Origin of the sequence: Pseudomonas sp. (assembly GCF_030683065.1) — a bacterium.
Taxonomy (GTDB): domain Bacteria; phylum Pseudomonadota; class Gammaproteobacteria; order Pseudomonadales; family Pseudomonadaceae; genus Aquipseudomonas.
Genome location: NZ_JAUXMX010000024.1, coordinates 20,072 through 38,088 on the forward strand (window position 1 = coordinate 20,072; position 18,017 = coordinate 38,088).

General features: G+C 58.6%; 16 protein-coding genes. 11 read left to right on the forward strand and 5 right to left on the reverse strand.

Features of this window, described 5'->3' with window-relative positions; all coding sequences use genetic code 11:
• The first annotated feature begins 234 nt into the window (after positions 1-234).
• The 11 genes from hsdR (at position 235) to nicB (ending at position 12,385) form a co-directional block, all read left to right on the forward strand.
• Positions 235-2,598, forward strand: coding sequence for an EcoAI/FtnUII family type I restriction enzme subunit R (hsdR, locus tag Q8K09_RS05345; protein ID WP_305253952.1), 2,364 nt, complete (start codon positions 235-237; stop codon positions 2,596-2,598).
• A 175-nt stretch (positions 2,599-2,773) separates the two neighbouring features.
• Positions 2,774-4,258, forward strand: coding sequence for a class I SAM-dependent DNA methyltransferase (locus tag Q8K09_RS05350; protein ID WP_305253953.1), 1,485 nt, complete (start codon positions 2,774-2,776; stop codon positions 4,256-4,258).
• Positions 4,255-5,838 carry a restriction endonuclease subunit S gene (locus Q8K09_RS05355; protein ID WP_305253954.1) on the forward strand — a complete coding sequence of 528 codons (1,584 nt, stop codon included), beginning with the start codon at positions 4,255-4,257 and terminating at the stop codon, positions 5,836-5,838. The genes Q8K09_RS05350 and Q8K09_RS05355 overlap by 4 nt, the downstream gene beginning before the upstream one ends.
• Positions 5,838-6,545: a DUF3800 domain-containing protein gene (locus Q8K09_RS05360; protein ID WP_305253955.1), complete on the forward strand. Its 708-nt coding sequence runs from the start codon at positions 5,838-5,840 to the stop codon at positions 6,543-6,545. Before Q8K09_RS05355 ends, Q8K09_RS05360 begins: the two co-directional genes overlap by 1 nt.
• Positions 6,542-7,027: a hypothetical protein gene (locus Q8K09_RS05365; protein ID WP_305253956.1), complete on the forward strand. Its 486-nt coding sequence runs from the start codon at positions 6,542-6,544 to the stop codon at positions 7,025-7,027. Before Q8K09_RS05360 ends, Q8K09_RS05365 begins: the two co-directional genes overlap by 4 nt.
• 227 nt (positions 7,028-7,254) lie before the next feature.
• Positions 7,255-7,803, forward strand: a complete 549-nt coding sequence (locus tag Q8K09_RS05370; protein ID WP_305253957.1) for a hypothetical protein — start codon at positions 7,255-7,257, stop codon at positions 7,801-7,803.
• Positions 7,800-8,150, forward strand: coding sequence for a hypothetical protein (locus Q8K09_RS05375; protein ID WP_305253958.1), 351 nt, complete (start codon positions 7,800-7,802; stop codon positions 8,148-8,150). The genes Q8K09_RS05370 and Q8K09_RS05375 overlap by 4 nt, the downstream gene beginning before the upstream one ends.
• Before the next feature lie 45 nt (positions 8,151-8,195).
• Entirely contained in the window at positions 8,196-8,897 is a 702-nt protein-coding gene (locus tag Q8K09_RS05380) for a hypothetical protein (protein ID WP_305253959.1), read from the forward strand.
• Positions 8,898-8,956: 59 nt separating this feature from the next.
• Complete coding sequence (locus Q8K09_RS05385; protein WP_305253960.1) at positions 8,957-9,346, forward strand: hypothetical protein; 390 nt, start codon at positions 8,957-8,959, stop codon at positions 9,344-9,346.
• A 103-nt stretch (positions 9,347-9,449) separates the two neighbouring features.
• Complete coding sequence (locus tag Q8K09_RS05390; protein WP_305253961.1) at positions 9,450-11,075, forward strand: MBL fold metallo-hydrolase; 1,626 nt, start codon at positions 9,450-9,452, stop codon at positions 11,073-11,075.
• Between the two features lie 347 nt (positions 11,076-11,422).
• Entirely contained in the window at positions 11,423-12,385 is a 963-nt protein-coding gene (nicB, locus tag Q8K09_RS05395; protein WP_305253962.1) for a 6-hydroxy-3-succinoylpyridine 3-monooxygenase, read from the forward strand.
• 55 nt (positions 12,386-12,440) lie between these two features.
• On the opposite strand, the gene Q8K09_RS05400 is transcribed toward nicB, so the two are convergent.
• The 5 genes from Q8K09_RS05400 to lysS form a co-directional block, all read right to left on the reverse strand.
• On the reverse strand, positions 12,441-12,761 hold the full coding sequence (locus Q8K09_RS05400; protein WP_305253963.1) for a hypothetical protein: 321 nt from the start codon (positions 12,759-12,761) through the stop codon (positions 12,441-12,443).
• A gap of 146 nt (positions 12,762-12,907) precedes the next feature.
• On the reverse strand, positions 12,908-13,654 hold the full coding sequence (locus tag Q8K09_RS05405) for a TIGR00266 family protein (protein ID WP_305253964.1): 747 nt from the start codon (positions 13,652-13,654) through the stop codon (positions 12,908-12,910).
• A 455-nt stretch (positions 13,655-14,109) separates the two neighbouring features.
• Positions 14,110-15,405: a flavohemoglobin expression-modulating QEGLA motif protein gene (locus Q8K09_RS05410; RefSeq protein WP_305253965.1), complete on the reverse strand. Its 1,296-nt coding sequence runs from the start codon at positions 15,403-15,405 to the stop codon at positions 14,110-14,112.
• Positions 15,406-15,558: 153 nt separating this feature from the next.
• Entirely contained in the window at positions 15,559-16,110 is a 552-nt protein-coding gene (locus Q8K09_RS05415; RefSeq protein ID WP_305253966.1) for a hypothetical protein, read from the reverse strand.
• 318 nt (positions 16,111-16,428) lie between these two features.
• Entirely contained in the window at positions 16,429-17,946 is a 1,518-nt protein-coding gene (lysS, locus tag Q8K09_RS05420) for a lysine--tRNA ligase (RefSeq protein ID WP_305253967.1), read from the reverse strand.
• Positions 17,947-18,017: the final 71 nt, after the last annotated feature.

Below are 18,017 nucleotides of genomic sequence, written 5' to 3' on the forward strand. Positions count from 1 at the left end.
GGGTGACCCCAACAACCCCACGTATTCAATAGCCCGACGACAATCCTTGAGCGTGCCCGCCCGGCGGCGACGACTGCCCAGCCGACCGAAGGAGCAAGACAAGAATCGAGAATGGTCGCCCCTGGGCAAGACGCCCCGCCCAATCAACGTCAAACAGGGTACATTTACGCCCATCGAGCACGATCAGCAGTGCCGGGATAGAGCGACATACCGGTTTTAAAGGGAATTGGAGTTATGGACAAGAAGTCGCTTTCCGAGCGGGACATCTGCAGCAAGTACATCGCCCCAGCCGTCCAGCAAGCTGGCTGGGACATGCACAAACAGGTACGTGAGGAAGTCAGCTTTACCAAAGGCCGCATCATCGTCCGCGGCAAGCTGCACAGCCGGGGCGAATCGCGGCGTGCCGACTTCATCCTCTATCACCAGGCCAACCTGCCCATCGCCGTGATCGAGGCCAAGGACAACAAGCACACTGTGGGCTCCGGCATGCAGCAAGCCCTGGGCTATGCCGAGGCGCTGGATGTGCCGTTCGTGTTCTCCAGCAATGGCGATGGCTTTCTGTTTCACGACCGCAGCGGCACCGGCGCGCAGGTCGAAACCGAGCTGCGCCTCGACCAGTTCCCCAGCCCGACTGAACTCTGGCAGCGCTACTGCCAATGGAAGGGCCTGGATAACGCAGCCCAGCACAAAATCGCCGCGCCCTATTACGACGACGGCTCCGGGCGCCTGCCGCGCTACTACCAGAGCAACGCCATCAACCGCACGGTCGAGGCCGTGGCGCGCGGGCAGGATCGCGTGCTGCTGGTCATGGCCACCGGCACCGGCAAGACCTACACCGCCTTCCAGATCATCTGGCGGCTGTGGAAATCCAAGCAGAAGAAACGCATCCTGTTTTTGGCCGACCGCAACATCCTGGTCGACCAGACCAAGAACAACGACTTCAAGCCGTTCGGCCAGGCGATGACCAAGATCGCCAAACGTCAGATCGACACCTCCTACGAGATCTACCTGTCGCTCTATCAGGCCGTCACCGGCGCTGAAGAAGAGATGAACATCTACAAGCAGTTCTCCCGCGACTTCTTTGACCTGATCGTGATCGACGAATGCCACCGTGGCAGCGCCGCCGAGGATTCCGCCTGGCGCGAGATTCTCGACTATTTCTCCAGCGCCACCCATGTCGGCCTCACCGCCACGCCGAAGGAAACCAAAGAGGTATCGAGCATCACCTACTTCGGTGACCCGGTGTACAGCTACACCTTGAAGCAAGGCATCGAAGACGGCTTTCTCGCCCCCTACAAAGTGGTGCGCATCGACTTCGACAAAGACCTGCAAGGCTGGCGGCCGCCCAAGGGCATGCTCGACAAGAACGGCGAGCTGATCGAAGACCGCATCTACAACCTCAAGGACATGGACCGCACCCTGGTCATCGAGGCGCGCACCCAACTGGTGGCGCAGAAGGTCACCGAGTTCCTCAAGGCCACTGATCCGTTCCAGAAAACCATCGTCTTCTGCGACGACATCAACCACGCCGAGCGCATGCGCCAGGCCCTGGTCAACCTAAACCCCGAGCGTGTGGCCGAGAACCGCAAATACGTGATGCGCATCACCGGCGATGAGCAAGAGGGCAAGGCCGAGCTGGACAACTTTATCAACCCGGAAGCGCGCTACCCGGTCATTGCCACCACCAGCAAGCTGATGACCACCGGCGTCGATGCACAGACCTGCAAACTGATCGTGCTCGACCAGCACATCAAGTCGATGACCGAGTTCAAGCAGATCATCGGCCGTGGCACCCGCATCAACGAGGACTACGGCAAATACTGGTTCACCATCATGGACTTCAAGAAGGCCACCGAGCTGTTTGCCGACCCGGCCTTCGACGGTGACCCGGTGGTGGTCTATGCCCCCGAGGGCGATGAGCCGCCCGTGCCGCCTGACGATTTACTCGAAGGCGATGGCATCAGTGCCGGCAGCGATGCCGAGGGCGATGACCTGGAATTTACCGGAGATGACGGCGGCAAGAAGCGCATCAAGTACGTCATCGACAGCATCCCGATCTACGTCATCGCCGAGCGCGTGCAGTATTACGGCCCGGATGGCCGGCTGATCACCGAATCGCTGCACGACTACACCCGCGCCTGCGTGCAAAAACAGTTCGCCTCGCTGGATGACTTCCTGCGCCGCTGGAGTGATGCCGAGCAGAAGAAAGCCATCATCGACGAAATGGCCGCCCAGGGCGTGATGTGGGAAGCCCTGGCCGAAGAAGTGGAAAAGAAACAGGGCAAGCCCCTCGATCCGTTCGATTTGATCTGCCACGTCGCCTTCGACCAACCACCACTGTCGCGTAAAGAGCGCGCCGAGCAGGTGAAAAAGCGCAACTACTTCGCCAAGTATTCCGGCGCAGCCCGCCAGGTGCTGGAAGCGCTGCTGGATAAATACGCCGACACCGGCATCGAGCATATCGAGGACATCAAGATCCTCCAGCTCGACCCCTTCAGCCAGATCGGTGCGCCCATCGAACTGGTCAAGGCCTTTGGCGGCAAGGCCGGTTACAACCAGGCCATCCATGAACTGGAAGACGCGCTTTACGCCAGTTAGCCGAACGCTTGTAGGGTGCGCCGTGCGCACCAGGGCCAGTTCGTAGGATGGGTCGGGCCGCGCAGGTTGAGCGCAGCGATACCCATCAAAGGCTACCCCAAGGTGCCCATGCAACCCATAACGGCTAAATAGCCTTTACAATCCCCCGCTTTGCCGCACCCACCGAGAATTCGTCATGTCGATCAGCTCCACCATCAAATCCATCCAGGACATCATGCGCAAAGACGTCGGCGTCGATGGCGACGCCCAGCGCATTGGCCAGTTGGTCTGGCTGCTGTTCCTGAAGATTTTCGATGACCGCGAGCTGGAATGGGAGCTGATGGACGACAGTTACCAATCGCCGATCCCCGAGAGCTGCCGCTGGCGCACCTGGGCCGCCGACCCGGAAGGCATGACCGGTGACGACCTCAAGGGCTTTATCGACAACAACCTGTTCCCGCAGCTGCAGAACCTGCACGAGTACAGCAACACGCCATCGGCCTTCGTGGTGCGCGGCGTGTTTGAAGATGCCTACAACTACATGAAGTCCGGCCAGCTGCTGCGCCAGGTGATCAACAAGATTCAGCAAGGCGTGGACTTCAACAAAGCCCAGGAACGCCACGAGTTCGGCAATCTCTACGAGCAACTGCTGCGCGACCTGCAAAACGCTGGTAACGCCGGTGAGTTCTATACCCCGCGCCCGGTCACCGAATTTATGGTGCGCATGGTCGACCCCAAGCTGGAAGAAAAGGTCATGGACCCGGCCTGCGGCACCGGCGGCTTTCTCACCTGCGCCATCGAGCACAAGCGCAGCCGCTATGTAAAAACCGCCGAGGACGAACGCACCCTGCAAGCGAGCATCTTCGGCGTGGAGAAAAAGCCGCTGCCGCACCTGCTGGCCACCACCAATATGATCCTGCACGGCATCGAGGTGCCGAGCCAGATCCGCCACGACAACACCCTGAGCAAACCGCTGATCAGCTGGGGCCCGAGTGAGCGCGTGCACTGCATCGTCGCCAACCCGCCGTTCGGCGGCATGGAAGAAGACGGCATCGAAACCAACTTTCCCGCCACCTTCCGCACCCGCGAAACCGCCGACCTGTTTCTGGTGCTGATCATGCAGCTGCTCAAGGACGGTGGCCGTGCCGCCGTGGTGCTGCCCGATGGCTTCCTGTTCGGCGAAGGCATCAAGAGCCGCATCAAGGAAAAGCTGCTGACCGAGTGCAACCTGCACACCATCGTTCGCCTGCCCAACGGCGTATTCAACCCCTACACCGGCATCAAGACCAACCTGCTGTTCTTCACCAAAGGCACGCCGACCAAACAGGTGTGGTTCTACGAGCATCAGTACCCGGCCGGCGTTAAGAACTACTCGAAAACCCGCCCCATGCGCATCGAAGAATTCGCCGTGGAACAAGACTGGTGGGGCAGCGAGGCCGATGGCTTTGCCGCACGGGTGGAGAACGAATTCGCCTGGAAGGTCGGCGTCGAAGAGCTGCAAGCGCGCAACTGGAACCTGGACTGCAAAAACCCGCATATCGGCGAACAGATCAGCCACGACCCGGACGAGTTGCTGCGCAACTACGCCAGGCTGCAAGGCGAAATCAGCGAGCTGCGCGACCAGCTTAAGGCGGTGCTGGCTGAAGCCCTTGCCTCTGATAAAGAGGAGCGCCAGGTATGACAGCGCTGCTCACCGAAAATCTGCCGCTACTGGCCGGTGCGCCTAATGGCATCAAAAAGCTGCGTGAGCTGATTCTGGAGCTGGCGGTGCGGGGCAGGTTGCTTGAGCAGAACTCCAGTGGTGAGCCTGCCAGCGAGCTGTTGGAAAGTATTGCGAAAGAGAAAACGTTACTCATTGAAAATAAGACCATTCGAAATGGAAAGCCGTTACCCGATATCGAACAAGATGAAATGCAGTTCAAGCTACCCATTGGCTGGGAATGGGTACGACTAGGTCAGATCGGTGATTGGGGGGCTGGGGCAACTCCTGCTAGAGGGAACTCAAGTTACTACGGCGGTGAAATGCCTTGGTTCAAATCGGGCGAGCTGGTTGCAGACTTCATTTCAGATTCGGACGAGTCGGTAACTGATCTAGCGCTTAAAGAGTGCTCATTGCGTCGAAATAAACCGGGAGACGTACTCATTGCAATGTACGGCGCGACCATTGGTAAAACGGCAATCTTGAGCGTGGAAGGCACAACAAATCAGGCTGTCTGCGCCTGCACGCCGTTCAATGGTGTGTTCAATAGATATTTGCTGCTTACCCTCAAAGCGCTTAAATCGAACTTCATTGGACAAGGCGCTGGTGGAGCGCAGCCAAACATCTCACGAGAAAAAATCGTCGCCACGGTAACAGGACTTCCTCCTCTCGCCGAACAACACCGCATCGTCGCCAAAGTCGATGAACTGATGGCCCTCTGCGACAGCCTGGAAGCCCAGCAGGCCGACGCCGAAAGCACCCATACCCAACTGGTGCAAGCGCTGCTCGACAGCTTGACCCAAACCAGCGACGCCACCGAGTTCGCCACCAACTGGCAACGCCTGGCCGAACACTTCCACACCCTATTCACCACCGAACCCAGCATCGACGCCCTCAAGCAAACATTCCTTTGCTTAGCTGCCGATGGACGCCTGGTTAGTTCAGATGTGCCTGCAGCTCATTTGTCTCTTTCAGATGTGATTGATGGTGACTCGCTGAACGGTTCGTCCAAAAAGCCACAAGACACACCAAGCGCTGTAGAAATTCTTCGAATAAGCGCAGGCACCGGAGTTGCGGACTTCCTTACTGATGAATACGAGCACAAGTGGGCAGACGTTACGGAGGCGGAAATACAAAAATTCCTTTTGGCTAAAGACGATCTCCTAGCCTGCCGATTCAATGGAAACCTTCACTACGTCGGAGCTTTTTCCCTCTACTGCGGCAACAGAGGTGTGCCTCAAATTTTCCCAGACAAACTCATCCGATTCCGGGCTGACCGCAATAAAGCTTCGCCTCATTACCTCAAATACATATTGAACGCAGCTCCTGCGCGAGCGCAGATTGAGTCGTTTTGCGCGACCACCGTCGGAAATATCGGTATCAGTGCCAAGAATCTAAAAACGATAAAACTACGCCTGCCCTCGCTGGAAGAACAAAGCAATATTGTTAACCGTCTAGATCAGCTTATGGCCCTCTGCGACCAACTGAAAACCCGCCTAACCCAGGCCCGCCAGCTCAACGAACAACTGGCCAGCACCCTGGTCGAGCAGGCGGTGGCGTGATGAGCGAAACCTTCAATATCTACTGCGACGAGTCCTGCCATCTGGAGAACGATGGCCAGAAGGCCATGGTACTGGGTGCCGTCTGGTGCCCGGAGGCCAAGCGTCTGGAGATTGCCCAACGTCTGCGTGAAATTAAGGTCAGGCACAAGCTACCGGCGGATTTCGAGATCAAGTGGACCAAGGTGGGTTCGACCAAGCTGCAGTTCTACCTGGACTGCATCGACTATTTCTTCGATGACGACGATCTGCATTTCCGCGCCCTGATCGTGGCCGACAAGGCGCGCCTCAATCATCAGCAGTTCCGGCAGAGTCATGATGACTGGTACTACAAGATGTACTTCTCGATGCTCAAGACCATCTTCGAGCCAGATGCCGGTTATCACGTTTATATCGACATCAAGGACACCCTGGGGCATGAGAAGGTCGCCAAGCTCCATGAGGTGCTGGCCCACAATGCCTATGACTTCTCGCGCAGGGTGATTCGCCGGGTGCAACGCATCCACTCCCATGAAGCCGAACAACTGCAGCTGGCTGACTTGCTGATCGGCGCGCTGTCCTATCTGCATCGCGGGCTTGCCGGCAGCGAAGCCAAGCAGCGCCTGATCGAACGTATCCGTGAGCGCAGCCGCTACAACCTGAAGCAGAACACGCTGCTGCGTGAGTCCAAGTTCAACCTGTTCCTTTGGAACGGGAGCAATGGGGTATGAGCCTGCCGGGATGGCTGCCGCCACTGGAGGAGTTTACGGATTACGGGGGCGATTTTGCTCGTTACCTGGACGCCATCTACCAGGTCTTCTGTGCCGACTTCGTTGAGTCGAAACCTGTGTTTGCCGGTAAGCGCTTGGGCTTGAAACGCCACCCGATCATCCAGGGCAAGGAGGCCACCTTCTGGCACATGATTTCCGAAGGCAACGACGAGGCGGAGCGCCTGCCCGACTTGAGACGCTGTGAGCGCATTCGTTGGCCCAGACCGATTATCGAAAATGCTGCAGACGCCGCGCTCAAGGTCTGGCGCGAGCCAAACGGTTCAGGTCATCGCGTGCTGATCTGGTTTGCAGAAGCCAAATACCTGGTGGTACTGGACGAGCGCAAGGACTACATCCTGCCGTGGACGGCCTACCCGGTTGAGCGGGAGCATCAGCAGAGAAAACTGGAAAGGCGCTGGGAGCGGCATAGCGGGGGGAATTAGGCTGGCCGCGCCCTCCGCAGGAGGACGGGGCCGTTACTCCTTCTACGCTGACACCCGAAGGCTGGTAGATGAGCTGGTGCGAACAGTAGGCGCTACCGGGCACAATTTCAAGTCACGTTACGTTAATTCAGACGACCGTTGCGCCTGCACCGACTATCTGGTCGAACTACCTGCTGATGGGGTAGGCATTAATGAAATCCCCCAATAGACACATGCAAGGAGCACTGATGCAATCCACCGAACTCTCTCTGGCCGGCAAGCTGGATAACGGACTGACCAAAGGCCTTTGCCTACTACTGCGAGGGTTGAAGACAGCCTGTTTGTGGCTGGCCGGCCTGCTAACGCTGGCATCGCTACCTTTGCTGATCTTTGAGTATGGCGAGGGCCTCGCTGACCTCTCCCTCTTGGAGTGGGCGTTTATGCCGTTGCTGGTTTTGTTATTGTGGCGGCATATCCACTACTGCCAACACTTCGCCATGGGTTTCTGGCGAGGGTTGAGTTGTCTACTGATAGCCCAGGGGATCATGGCTGCCCTGAGCATGGTGCTATTTGGTGCATATGCAGCTTGGCTTGCGCAGACCGAGCATCCAGATGAAATACTTCGTCTGCTGACACAGGAAGACCCTCTCGACAAGCTTTTGGCCTTCGGCATGGTCTTGCTGGCCCTCTATCTCGCTATACCCAAGTCTGCGTCCAACACCCTCCTGCAACCTGCAACCGTGCACGCACGGGTTGAACCCGAAATATTCACCCCGGCCAAGGAGGCCAGCCTGTGAACACTAGAACACTGACCATCGTTTGCCTGTGCCTGCTGCCCAGCCTGGTTTTACCTACGGCACAAGCCAACGACAACCCAGAACATCTGATTCAGAGCTGCAAGGAGTTGGTGGGTATCTATGCCAAGCGTGACCAGCAGCATCTCTTAGCGGGCCTTACGACCTCATCCTCTGAAGCTCTGCGGGCAGGTTACTGCCGGGGCGTCCTCGACGAGTACCGACGCAGTGGTGGTTTCTGCGCCCAGAGTGACTGGTATGCTCAAGCGGATCGCATCGCAAAGTACCCAGCGTACGCAGAGGAACTTCCGCCAGTAGAAACATTGTTGAAGCAATCCTGTGCGCTCTAATTCAAATCAGTGGCCCGAGCACACGGTGGTGCTGGAGCGGCTGCTTTGCCCGCCGCTATCGCCCCCCTGTCTCAGAAGCAGTACGGGGGCCTCAGAATCGCGCTAAACACGCTGATTGAAGCTCTGGCTAGCGTAACGGTGAAGGGACGCAGCGCGCTCAAAACGACACTGCCGTCACTTATAACGATGAAGCGCAGCAGAGCCGATGGGCCAGGTGCTTCAGGTAGCCGTGAGCATTGGTATCTCAATCCTGCCGATGAGGTGCTGATCTGGAACGCAATCGTATTGCAGGGTCTATTTGGCGTACCAAAAATTGCGGTCATGCTGATCAGGGATCGTTCGGAGCGGCAGGCTTATGTGGATTGGGCCAAACAGCTATTTCTGGATCGACAGTCCGTTGCGGGGCTTGGACTGTTACGCAAAGAGCTGAACATTCTGCTTGCTCAATTGGCAGATGCGGATCTTTCCAAAGAAAAGCTGCCCAATCCATTTGCGGATGCATTGCCACAAATGGGGCTCGGCCCGCACCAAGGTAATCTGCTTAAAACTCTGGCGAGTCAGACAGCAGCACTGTCGGTGGGCGACAGCATGATGGCGCACTACCTCAATGGTGAGTTGAAGCAGGCTTACGACAAGGCAACCGAAGTTGTTACAGATAATGCCCTGCTGCTGAAATACCGCGATCTGATCATCACTGAATATCAGGACGCGAAGGAATTTGATGTTTTATTGGATTTTCTTCGCTGACCTGTTGGTTGTGGAATCCACACATCGAAACTGGCTCCGTCATCACAGAGGAGCCAATCATGACAAACCATCAATCCCTCCCCATCGATCCCGCTATCGAGCAATTGGATCTGCTTGCCCTGCACTTCGCCCCCCAGGTGCAATGCCTGGACTGGGCCAAGGCTGAGCGAGAGTACCGGCGTTTTCTTAGCCTGAAGAAGTGCTATCCCAATCAACTGCTGATGCCGTCTGGTTCTGCCTGGCAGTTGTGGCAGGCGCACATTCTGGACACTCGGCGTTACCGCAGCGATTGCGAACGCCTGTTTGGCCGTTTTATCGACCACTTCCCCTACCTTGGCTGTGACAGCACGGCTGACCGGCGTGAAAGGCATTTCGCTGAACAGCTGTACCAAGGGCTCTATGCCCGGCACTTCCCGGTTCCAGCTGGTGCATTGGCGTTGAACGACTGACGTTCAACACGCTTTCGCTACAACCGCAAAAACTCAATTCAGACAGCTCGGCTCAGTTGCCTATGAGCAGTGGCCGCTGTCGTCCAGAACAAAGGAAAAGATCATGTTGAAGATTAAATTTGTCGGCGCAATCGAAGGTGTCAGCGGCTCGTGCACCTGGCTGCATCACACTGACTCCGATACCCAGTTTCTGGTGGATTGCGGCATGCATCAGGGCAATGAGCGCGAGGAATGGGCCAATCGCCAGGCGTTTCCATTCCAGGCTGCGCGCCTCAAGTATGTGTTACTGACTCATGCGCATATCGATCACTGCGGCCTGCTGCCCCGGCTGGTGCGTGAAGGCTTTACCGGCCAGGTGTATGCCACCCGCGCGACCCGCGAACTCACCGAGCTGATGCTGCTGGACGCTGCTCGGGTAAGTGGCATGTTTACGGAACAGGAGGTGAAGCAGATTCACTGGAGCATTCTGGATGATGACCAGGGCTTCAAGTGGGGGCGCAGCATGCGCTTGGCTGAAGGCGTCTGGATGGCCTACTTGCGCAGTAGCCATATCCTAGGAGCCTGCCTGATCAGCATTGCCTGGAAAGTGGGTGGGGAGAATCGCTCCATCTGCTTCAGTGGTGACGTAGGCTGTCAGACCGATGAGAACGCTTACCTGCCATTGATGAAGAGCGGCCAACATCCCTTTGCCGACACGGACTACATCGTTGTCGAGTCCACTTATGGCGGGCGCGTGCGAGCACAGGAGCATCAAGATTCGCAACTGCGACTGGCACGCCTGGCTGAAGTCATCGCCCACACCTTGTTCGTTAAAGGCGGCAAGGTCTTGATGCCCGCCTTCTCGCTGCATCGTGCTCAGGAATTATTGATGGACGTATTGCAGTGGATGAAAACTAACCTGCCAGCACACGAACAAGGACGCGAGCTGAGTCGCTACGACGATGACTTCCCCTTGGTAGCGAATGTCCATGCGCCACTGGGTCACGCGGTGACTCAGGTGTATGCCAAACACCTCTGCAGCAAGTCGCCCAACGGCAAGTTCAAATACCTGAACGCTGAGCTGTGTAAGTCGCTGGCGATGGATGCCGACGCCATTCAAGGCATGCTGCAGCGTTTGGTCGAGCATGGGAGTTTCAAAGTGACCGCCGAGCGCTACCTGAGCATGACCAAGCCCAAGCAACCCTCCAACTTTGACGCCGATATCGTGATTGCCAGCGCAGGCATGTGCGACAACGGTCCGGTGGTCAGTTACCTGGAGCGCTGGGGGAGCGATCCGCGTAACACCGTGATCCTCACGGGCTATCAGTCTGCCGGCAGCAAAGGTGCAGAGCTTATGCCGCGTGCTACAGCATCCCCTGCGCCCATGGATAGCCTTTCAGCTGGCCAGGCAGAGGTGATTGATATGTCGCCGTATTACTCGGCACATGCCGATCAACAGATGCTGCTGGATTTCCTGTTCCGTACCGATGGCTTTGACTGTAAGAAACCCGCGACGCTGCTGATCAACCACGGCAACCCGGAGAGCAAATACGCGCTGAGCAAAGCCGTTCAGATGCGTGCGGACAGTCGAAAGGATAATGATCGTCAAATCAAAGCAGTGAGGATTGCAGATGCACGCTGGCTGAACCTCGACAGTGGCGAGGTGATTGAGCAAAGCCATAGTGAGCAACAATTGCTGAGCGAACTTGAGGCTTTGCGATTGCAGGTCAAGCGCCTCAGCGATAGCTAAGTGCTCGGCAGTCAATCGCACGCCTCAAAACTGCAGTAATTGAGTACGACAGGCTCTGCACCTAAGCCTGTCGTACGTTCAGGCACAGTAGGCGCTTATCAAGCGTGATGGCTTGCCTGTTCTTGTGACCCAGACCTATCCCAAACCCAAATTCCGCAAAGAGGAGAAGAGGCAGGCCTACCCAGTGACCGGCTGTAACCCCATCTTTATAAAAGGTTGACGGTCCCGTCATGCCCTATTAGCCTCTTTCCCAACAACTAACCCTCACGACCGGCGTGGCTTGACCATCTGGTTGGAGGGGGGAAAAGCCGGCACTAGCCGGTTTTTTCGTTTCTGGAGTACAAGAAATGCTAGGCGCGCCTCAGCGAGTGCCTCTGCGTGCCCGCACCTACATCGACGGATACAACTTCTACTACGGCTGCCTGCGTGGCACTCCCCACAAGTGGCTGGATCTGCTGCCCCTCTTCGTAAAACACATCCTGCCGTCTGCGCTGGTCAAGGATGGCGATGGCCATATCCGGCAATCGACCCTGCTCCCCTCCCCCTCGATCAAGTTCTTCACCGCGAAGATCATCGAGTCCGTTGCCCGGGCTCCCGACTCTATATCGTCTCAGGCGCGCTACCACACCGCGCTGCGCAAGCTGCATGACGGTCGAATCGAGCTGATCGAAGGCTACTACGCCGTCAACAAGATGAAGGTGAAGATCGTCGACGCCGAGGATCCCGACAGGGCTCCCCGCGAATGCCAGGAAATCCAAGCCTGGAAGGTCGAGGAGAAGCAAAGCGACGTGAACTTGGCCCTGCAGGTCTACCACGACGCGATCACCGGGCAGATCGATCATGCTGTCATCGTGACCAATGACACGGACATTGCGCCGGCACTGGAGATGATCAGAGCCCATACCAATGTGTTGATCGGCGTGGTTGTGCCGACTACCGACCACACGCGCCCGCCAAACACCGACTTGGTGAAGCTGGCCCATTGGACTCGCCGGCATATCAACGCCAATGAGCTGGCTGCCTGCCAATTGCCCCGAGTCATCCAGGGCAAGCGCCCGACAACCAAACCTGAATCCTGGTACGGGCAACCGGAGCTGCTGCGGGAGATCCTGGAACTGGCAATCCCGGTACGAGGCAACAAGGCGGCAGCCTTCAAATGGATGGAGCAGCCTAACCAGTACCTGGATGGCGAGCGCCCGATCGAGCTCGCTGAGACAGTCGAGGGCGCGAACCGCGTGCTGGAGTACATTCGGAACTGGATTGCGCAGCAGGCGCAACCGGGCGCACCGGATGAGCAAAACATGCGCTAATCACCGGGTAGCTTTCACAACTTCTGATAGCTGTTCGCAGGGCCGCGCTGCACGGTCACTGCCCAGCCGGTACACCTTCGGCCACGCAGCGCACGGCGCGCTTGCGCTGGTCGACCAGTACGCCACTGAGGCCTTTCTGTTCCAGGTCGAACAGCACCACGACACCGTCGATGCACTGGGCCACCTGGCTGGCCGGTTTGACCGAGACTTTGTAGTCCTCGCCGGGAACGGTCTTGAGCATGGTGTATTCGGCGAGCAGCAGGGCATCCTCCGGCTGGGCGATGTGCAGGTAGCCGTAGTAGCCGAGGGCGGCCACGGTGGCGCAGATGCTGCCGATGCCGGTGAGGATCAGGGGGATGGGGTTCAGTTCGCTCATTACAGGCTCTCGAGGTTGGACGTTTCAGCAAAAAATAGGGATCTATCGAGCCAGATCGCTCACTGACAGGCAAGCGAACAATTGGCACAGGCGGTATCCATAGGCGGCGCAGCTTGATACATAAGTGGGCGCTTGCCCAGCCTCGATCATTTACCGCCGGCGCGAACTTGCTCGCGGGCCTTGAAGGTCGCTTCATAGATGCGTTCGGCCAGGCGCGAGAACGGCAGGCTCTGTACCCAGACCGTGCCGGTGCCTTTGAGGGTCGCCAGGACGATGCCTTCGCCACCGAACAGCATGCTTTTCAGGCCGCCGGCCAGGGCGATGTCGTACTCGATACCGCGGGTGAAGGCCACCAGGCAACCGGTGTCGAGGCGCAAGGTCTGGTTGTTGAGTTGCTTGCGGATTACCGTACCGCCGGCGTGCACGAAGGCCAGGCCGTCGCCTTCGAGCTTTTGCAGGATGAAGCCCTCGCCGCCGAAGAATCCGGCGCCCAGGCGCTTGTTGAAGCTGATGCCAACTGCCGTGCCGTAGGCGGCGCAGAGGAAGGCGTCTTTCTGGCAGATCAGGCTGCCGCCGTGCTCGGCCAGCGAGATCGGCACCACGGTACCCGGATAGGGCGCGGCAAAGGCGACTCGCGCCTGGGTTTTGCCGGCGTTGGAGAAGTGCGTCATGAACAGCGATTCGCCGGTGAGCATGCGCTTGCCGGCACTCCACAACTTGCCCAGCACGCCGTTTGCCGCGCCATCACCCATGCGCGTTTCAAAACGTATGCCGTCAGTCATGTAGTTCATTACCCCGGCTTCGGCGATCACCGTCTCGCCGGGATCGAGGATGATTTCCACACTCTGCGCCGAGGCGCCGAGAATTTCGTAGTCGAGTTGATGGCTGGGCATACAGGGCTCCTGGCGGTTCGAGTGGGATGCTTGCCCGGATTGCATCAGGGCTACGGTTCACAGCAGCGGGCATCGGCAGTGCCATGTGTACCAGCCTTGGTGCGCGCGGCGCACCCTACGCGGGCAGTGCCATGTGTACCAGCCTGGGCAGTGCCATGTGTACCGGCCTTGGTGCGCACGGCGCACCCTACGCATCGGCAGCGCCATGTGTACCAGCCTTGGTGCGCGCGGCGCACCCTACGCGGGCAGTGCCATGCGTGCCGGCCTTGGTGCGCACGGCGCACCCTACGCGGGCAGTGCCATGTGTGCCAGCCTTGGTGCGCACGGCGCACCCTACGCATCGGCAGCGCCATGTGTGCCATGTGTGCCGGCCTTGGTGCGCGCGGCGCACCCTACGCGGGCAGTGCCAGGCGTGCCTGCATTGGTGCGCACGGCGCACCCTACGACGTGCAGCTTTACAGGATGTTGGAGTAGTCGGCTTCGATCCGGTCGAGGCTCAGGTGATTGAGGAAGTTGGAAAAGCACATCCAGGCCGACAGGGCATTCAGGTCCTGGAACTGCTGCGGCAGGTACTTGGGCGGTTGCACCAGGCCTTCGTCCACCAGTTTGCGCAGGGTGCGCATGTCTTCCAGGGTGGTCTTGCCGCAGAACAACAAGGGGATCTGTTCCAGCTTGCCTTTGCGCACGGCCAGCTGGATGTAGTTGTAGATCATGATGAAGCCCTTGAGGTAGGACAGATCCTTGGTGAACGGCAAACCTTGTGGCACCGAGCCGCGGAACACCCGGCTGGCGTTGCTGTAGCCGTCTTCCAGGCCATAACCCTGCTCGCGGAAGAACTCGAACACGTCGAGAAAATCGGCGCCCTCCTCGGCCATGTGAATGGCGCGGGTGCGGTTGGTGAGCTTGCGCAGGCGGCTCGGGTAGGAGGCAAAGGTGATCACTTCCATCAGAATCGCCAAGCCTTCCTGGGTCACGGTGGACGATGGCGGCCCCTTGGACAGGAAGGTGCAGATCGGCTGGTTCAGGCCATTCAGGGTGGTGCCGACATGCACCAGGCCTTCATGCACTTCCAGCGCCCGCACGTCACGTTCATTGAACATGGCGTCGCTGCGAATCTTGATGTAGTCAGCGCCGGCGGCGGCATCGGCGAGAATGCCATCGGACTCGAACACCCGGATGGTGCTCTCCGCTTCGCCGAACACCTTATTCAGGCGACTCTGCAACAGGCTGACCGCGGTCTTGGCATTGAGGGTTTTCGCTTCGTCCTTGAGGTCGCCACGGTCGGCGATGTTGTTCAGGTAGTCGGACAGCATCAGGCCCAGGTCGGACAGGGTCGGATCACCGGCATGAAAGGCATCGGAGGCGGCGCCGTAGAGATCCTGGGAGATCAGGCCGAATTCGGTGGTGCCCCGCGCGTCGAGCATGCGGATAACCATGCGGTATTCGCGACACATGCGCCGCATGATCTGCCCAACGGGATTGAACTGTCCAAGCTGGCGAGTGACATCGCGTTCGATGTTCTGGAACTCGAGCTTTTTCGCGCTGGAGTCAAAGCCCAGTGGCCGGCTCAGGTAGTAAGCCTGGTCGACCGCCGGCAGCACCTTGCCCTTGGCCTTGAGAAAACCCTCGCGAATGCTGTCGTCCCACTTCACCGCGTCCAGTATGCGGATCGGCGTCTGCGCCTCGACAATCCGCTCAGATAACGCCCGCACGATCAGTTGATAGTCGTCCAACCCGCTGTGACTGTTCATCGATCCCTCATGGTTTCTGACATTGACTGGGAGGCTGTGAAAAAAACCCACCTACTGCGACTGCTTTAACATCGGTAGCCCGTTCAGCGCGCAGCGACAACCCGCCCTGAGCCACGGTGCATTGCCTGCGACGAGTGACACCCTTCGCGCCGGCTATGGGCCGACGCGCTGATAGCGCGCGACTTCGATAAATACATCGGAATTGGCCTGGTCGTCGAGGTAGGCGAATACTGCGTCCAGCGGGCTGGAAATCAAAACGCCCTCTCCCTCCTGCGTATCGACGGGCTTGCCTTGCAATGTGCCCGCCTCAAGTTCCTGCAGGATGCGATCGACGTCGAGGGTGTAGACCACCAGCTCATTGCCGGTGGTCAGCTCAAAGCCGGCGATGGCGAAGTTGCCGCCCAGGCGTTGCGGCAAGCCAGCCGACAGGTACCAGCGGCGTCCGTGGTGGGCGACGGTAAAGCCGTACCTTTCCAGGCTGTCCAGGTTATCCGGGCTGCCTTGGTAAGTTCTGGCCTCGTAGAGATTGGAGCCGGCACGGGTGATGTCGAGAAACAGCCACTCGCCCCATTCATTCTTGCGCGACCATTCGCCGAGCAGCGGCATGGGCGCCGCTTCATTGGCTGGAATCGGGTCGTTGAATGTCACCAGACAGCCACTCAAGAGCAGCAGGGACAAGACGATTACTGCGCGCCACGCGTTCATTTCGCTCTCCGTGTGAAAACAGGTCGAGGATCCCCATCGGGACGTACCACCGCAAGCGCACATCCCAGAGGTGCCAACAGTACATCGGTGCAGCGTTTAAGAATGATCAACGTGTCACCCAACTGCACGATCCCGCCATGCCAGCCTTGATATTCCATCCCGACGATAATCGCCGTCAACAGCCTGGTTTCCTGCCCCTTGGCCTGGGATGGCGTGCGAGCGGACAAACATCACGCACACAGCGACCTTGCCAAGCCGTATTGCGCAGAATAAATCCGCAGCCAGACAGCAAAAAGCCGCCCGAAGGCGGCTTTGGTTTTACGCTTGCGGGCGCATGTGCGGGAAGAGGATCACATCGCGGATCGACGGCGCATTGGTCAACAGCATCACCAAACGGTCGATGCCGATACCTTCACCGGCGGTGGGCGGCATCCCGTACTCCAGGGCGCGGACGAAGTCGGCATCGTAATGCATGGCCTCGTCGTCGCCGGCGTCCTTGTCGGCCACCTGGGCATGGAAGCGCTCGGCCTGGTCTTCCGCGTCGTTCAACTCGGAATAGGCGTTGGCGATTTCACGACCACCGATAAACAGCTCGAAACGATCGGTGACGTTCGGGTTGTCATCGTTACGGCGAGCCAGCGGCGATACTTCAAACGGGTATTGGGTAATGAAGTGCGGCTGCTCCAGTTTGTGCTCGACCAACTCTTCGAAAATCATTACCTGCAGCTTACCCAAGCCTTCAAAACCGAGCACCTTGGCGCCGGCCTGCTTGGCGATGGCGCGGGCCTTGTCGATATCGTTCAGGTCGTCGGCGCTCAGCTCGGGGTTGTACTTGAGGATCGAGTCGAACACCGACAGGCGCACGAACGGCTCGCCGAAATGGAACACTTTGTCGCCGTAGGGCACGTCGGTCGAACCCAGCACCAACTGCGCCAGCTCGCGGAACAGCTCCTCGGTGAGGTCCATGTTGTCTTCGTAATCGGCGTACGCCTGATAGAACTCCAACATGGTGAACTCGGGGTTGTGCCGGGTCGACACGCCTTCGTTACGGAAGTTGCGGTTGATCTCGAAGACCCGCTCGAAGCCACCGACCACCAGACGCTTGAGGTACAACTCCGGCGCGATGCGCAGGTACATGCCCATGTCCAGCGCGTTGTGGTGGGTCTCGAACGGCTTGGCCGCAGCGCCGCCGGGGATGGTCTGCAGCATCGGCGTTTCCACTTCAAGGAAATCGCGCTGCATCAGAAACTGGCGAATGTGCGCGATCACCTGGGAGCGCACACGGAAGGTGTGGCGCACGTCTTCGTTGACGATCAGGTCGACGTAGCGCTGGCGATAGCGCTGCTCGGTGTCGGTGAGGCCGTGGTGCTTGTCCGGCAGCGGGCGCAGCGACTTGGTCAGCAGGCGCACGCTGGTCATTTCCACGTACAGATCGCCCTTGCCGGAGCGGGCCAGGGTGCCTTCGGCGGCAATGATGTCGCCCAAGTCCCAGTGCTTGACCTCGGCCAGTTTTTCTTCCGGCAGGGTCTTGCGGTTGACGTAGACCTGGATGCGCCCGCTCATGTCCTGAATAACCATGAAGGAGCCGCGATTGAGCATGATGCGACCAGCCACCTTGACCGGGATAGCGGCTTCGGCCAGCTCTTCCTTGGTCTTGTCGACGTACTGCTTCTGCAAGTCGGCGCAGTAGCTGTCGCGGCGGAAATCATTGGGGAAGGCATTACCCTGCTCACGCGCAGCCGCAAGTTTTTCCTTGCGCAGGGCAATCAGCTTGTTTTCTTCCTGCAGCCGGTCTTCGTGGGAGAGGGCCTGGTGGTCGGATTGTTGGTCGCTCATGGTCTTTTCTATCTGCCTGGCGTGTAGTGCGATCTGGGTAGGAGCCAGCTTGCTGGCGATGCTCTTTCGTG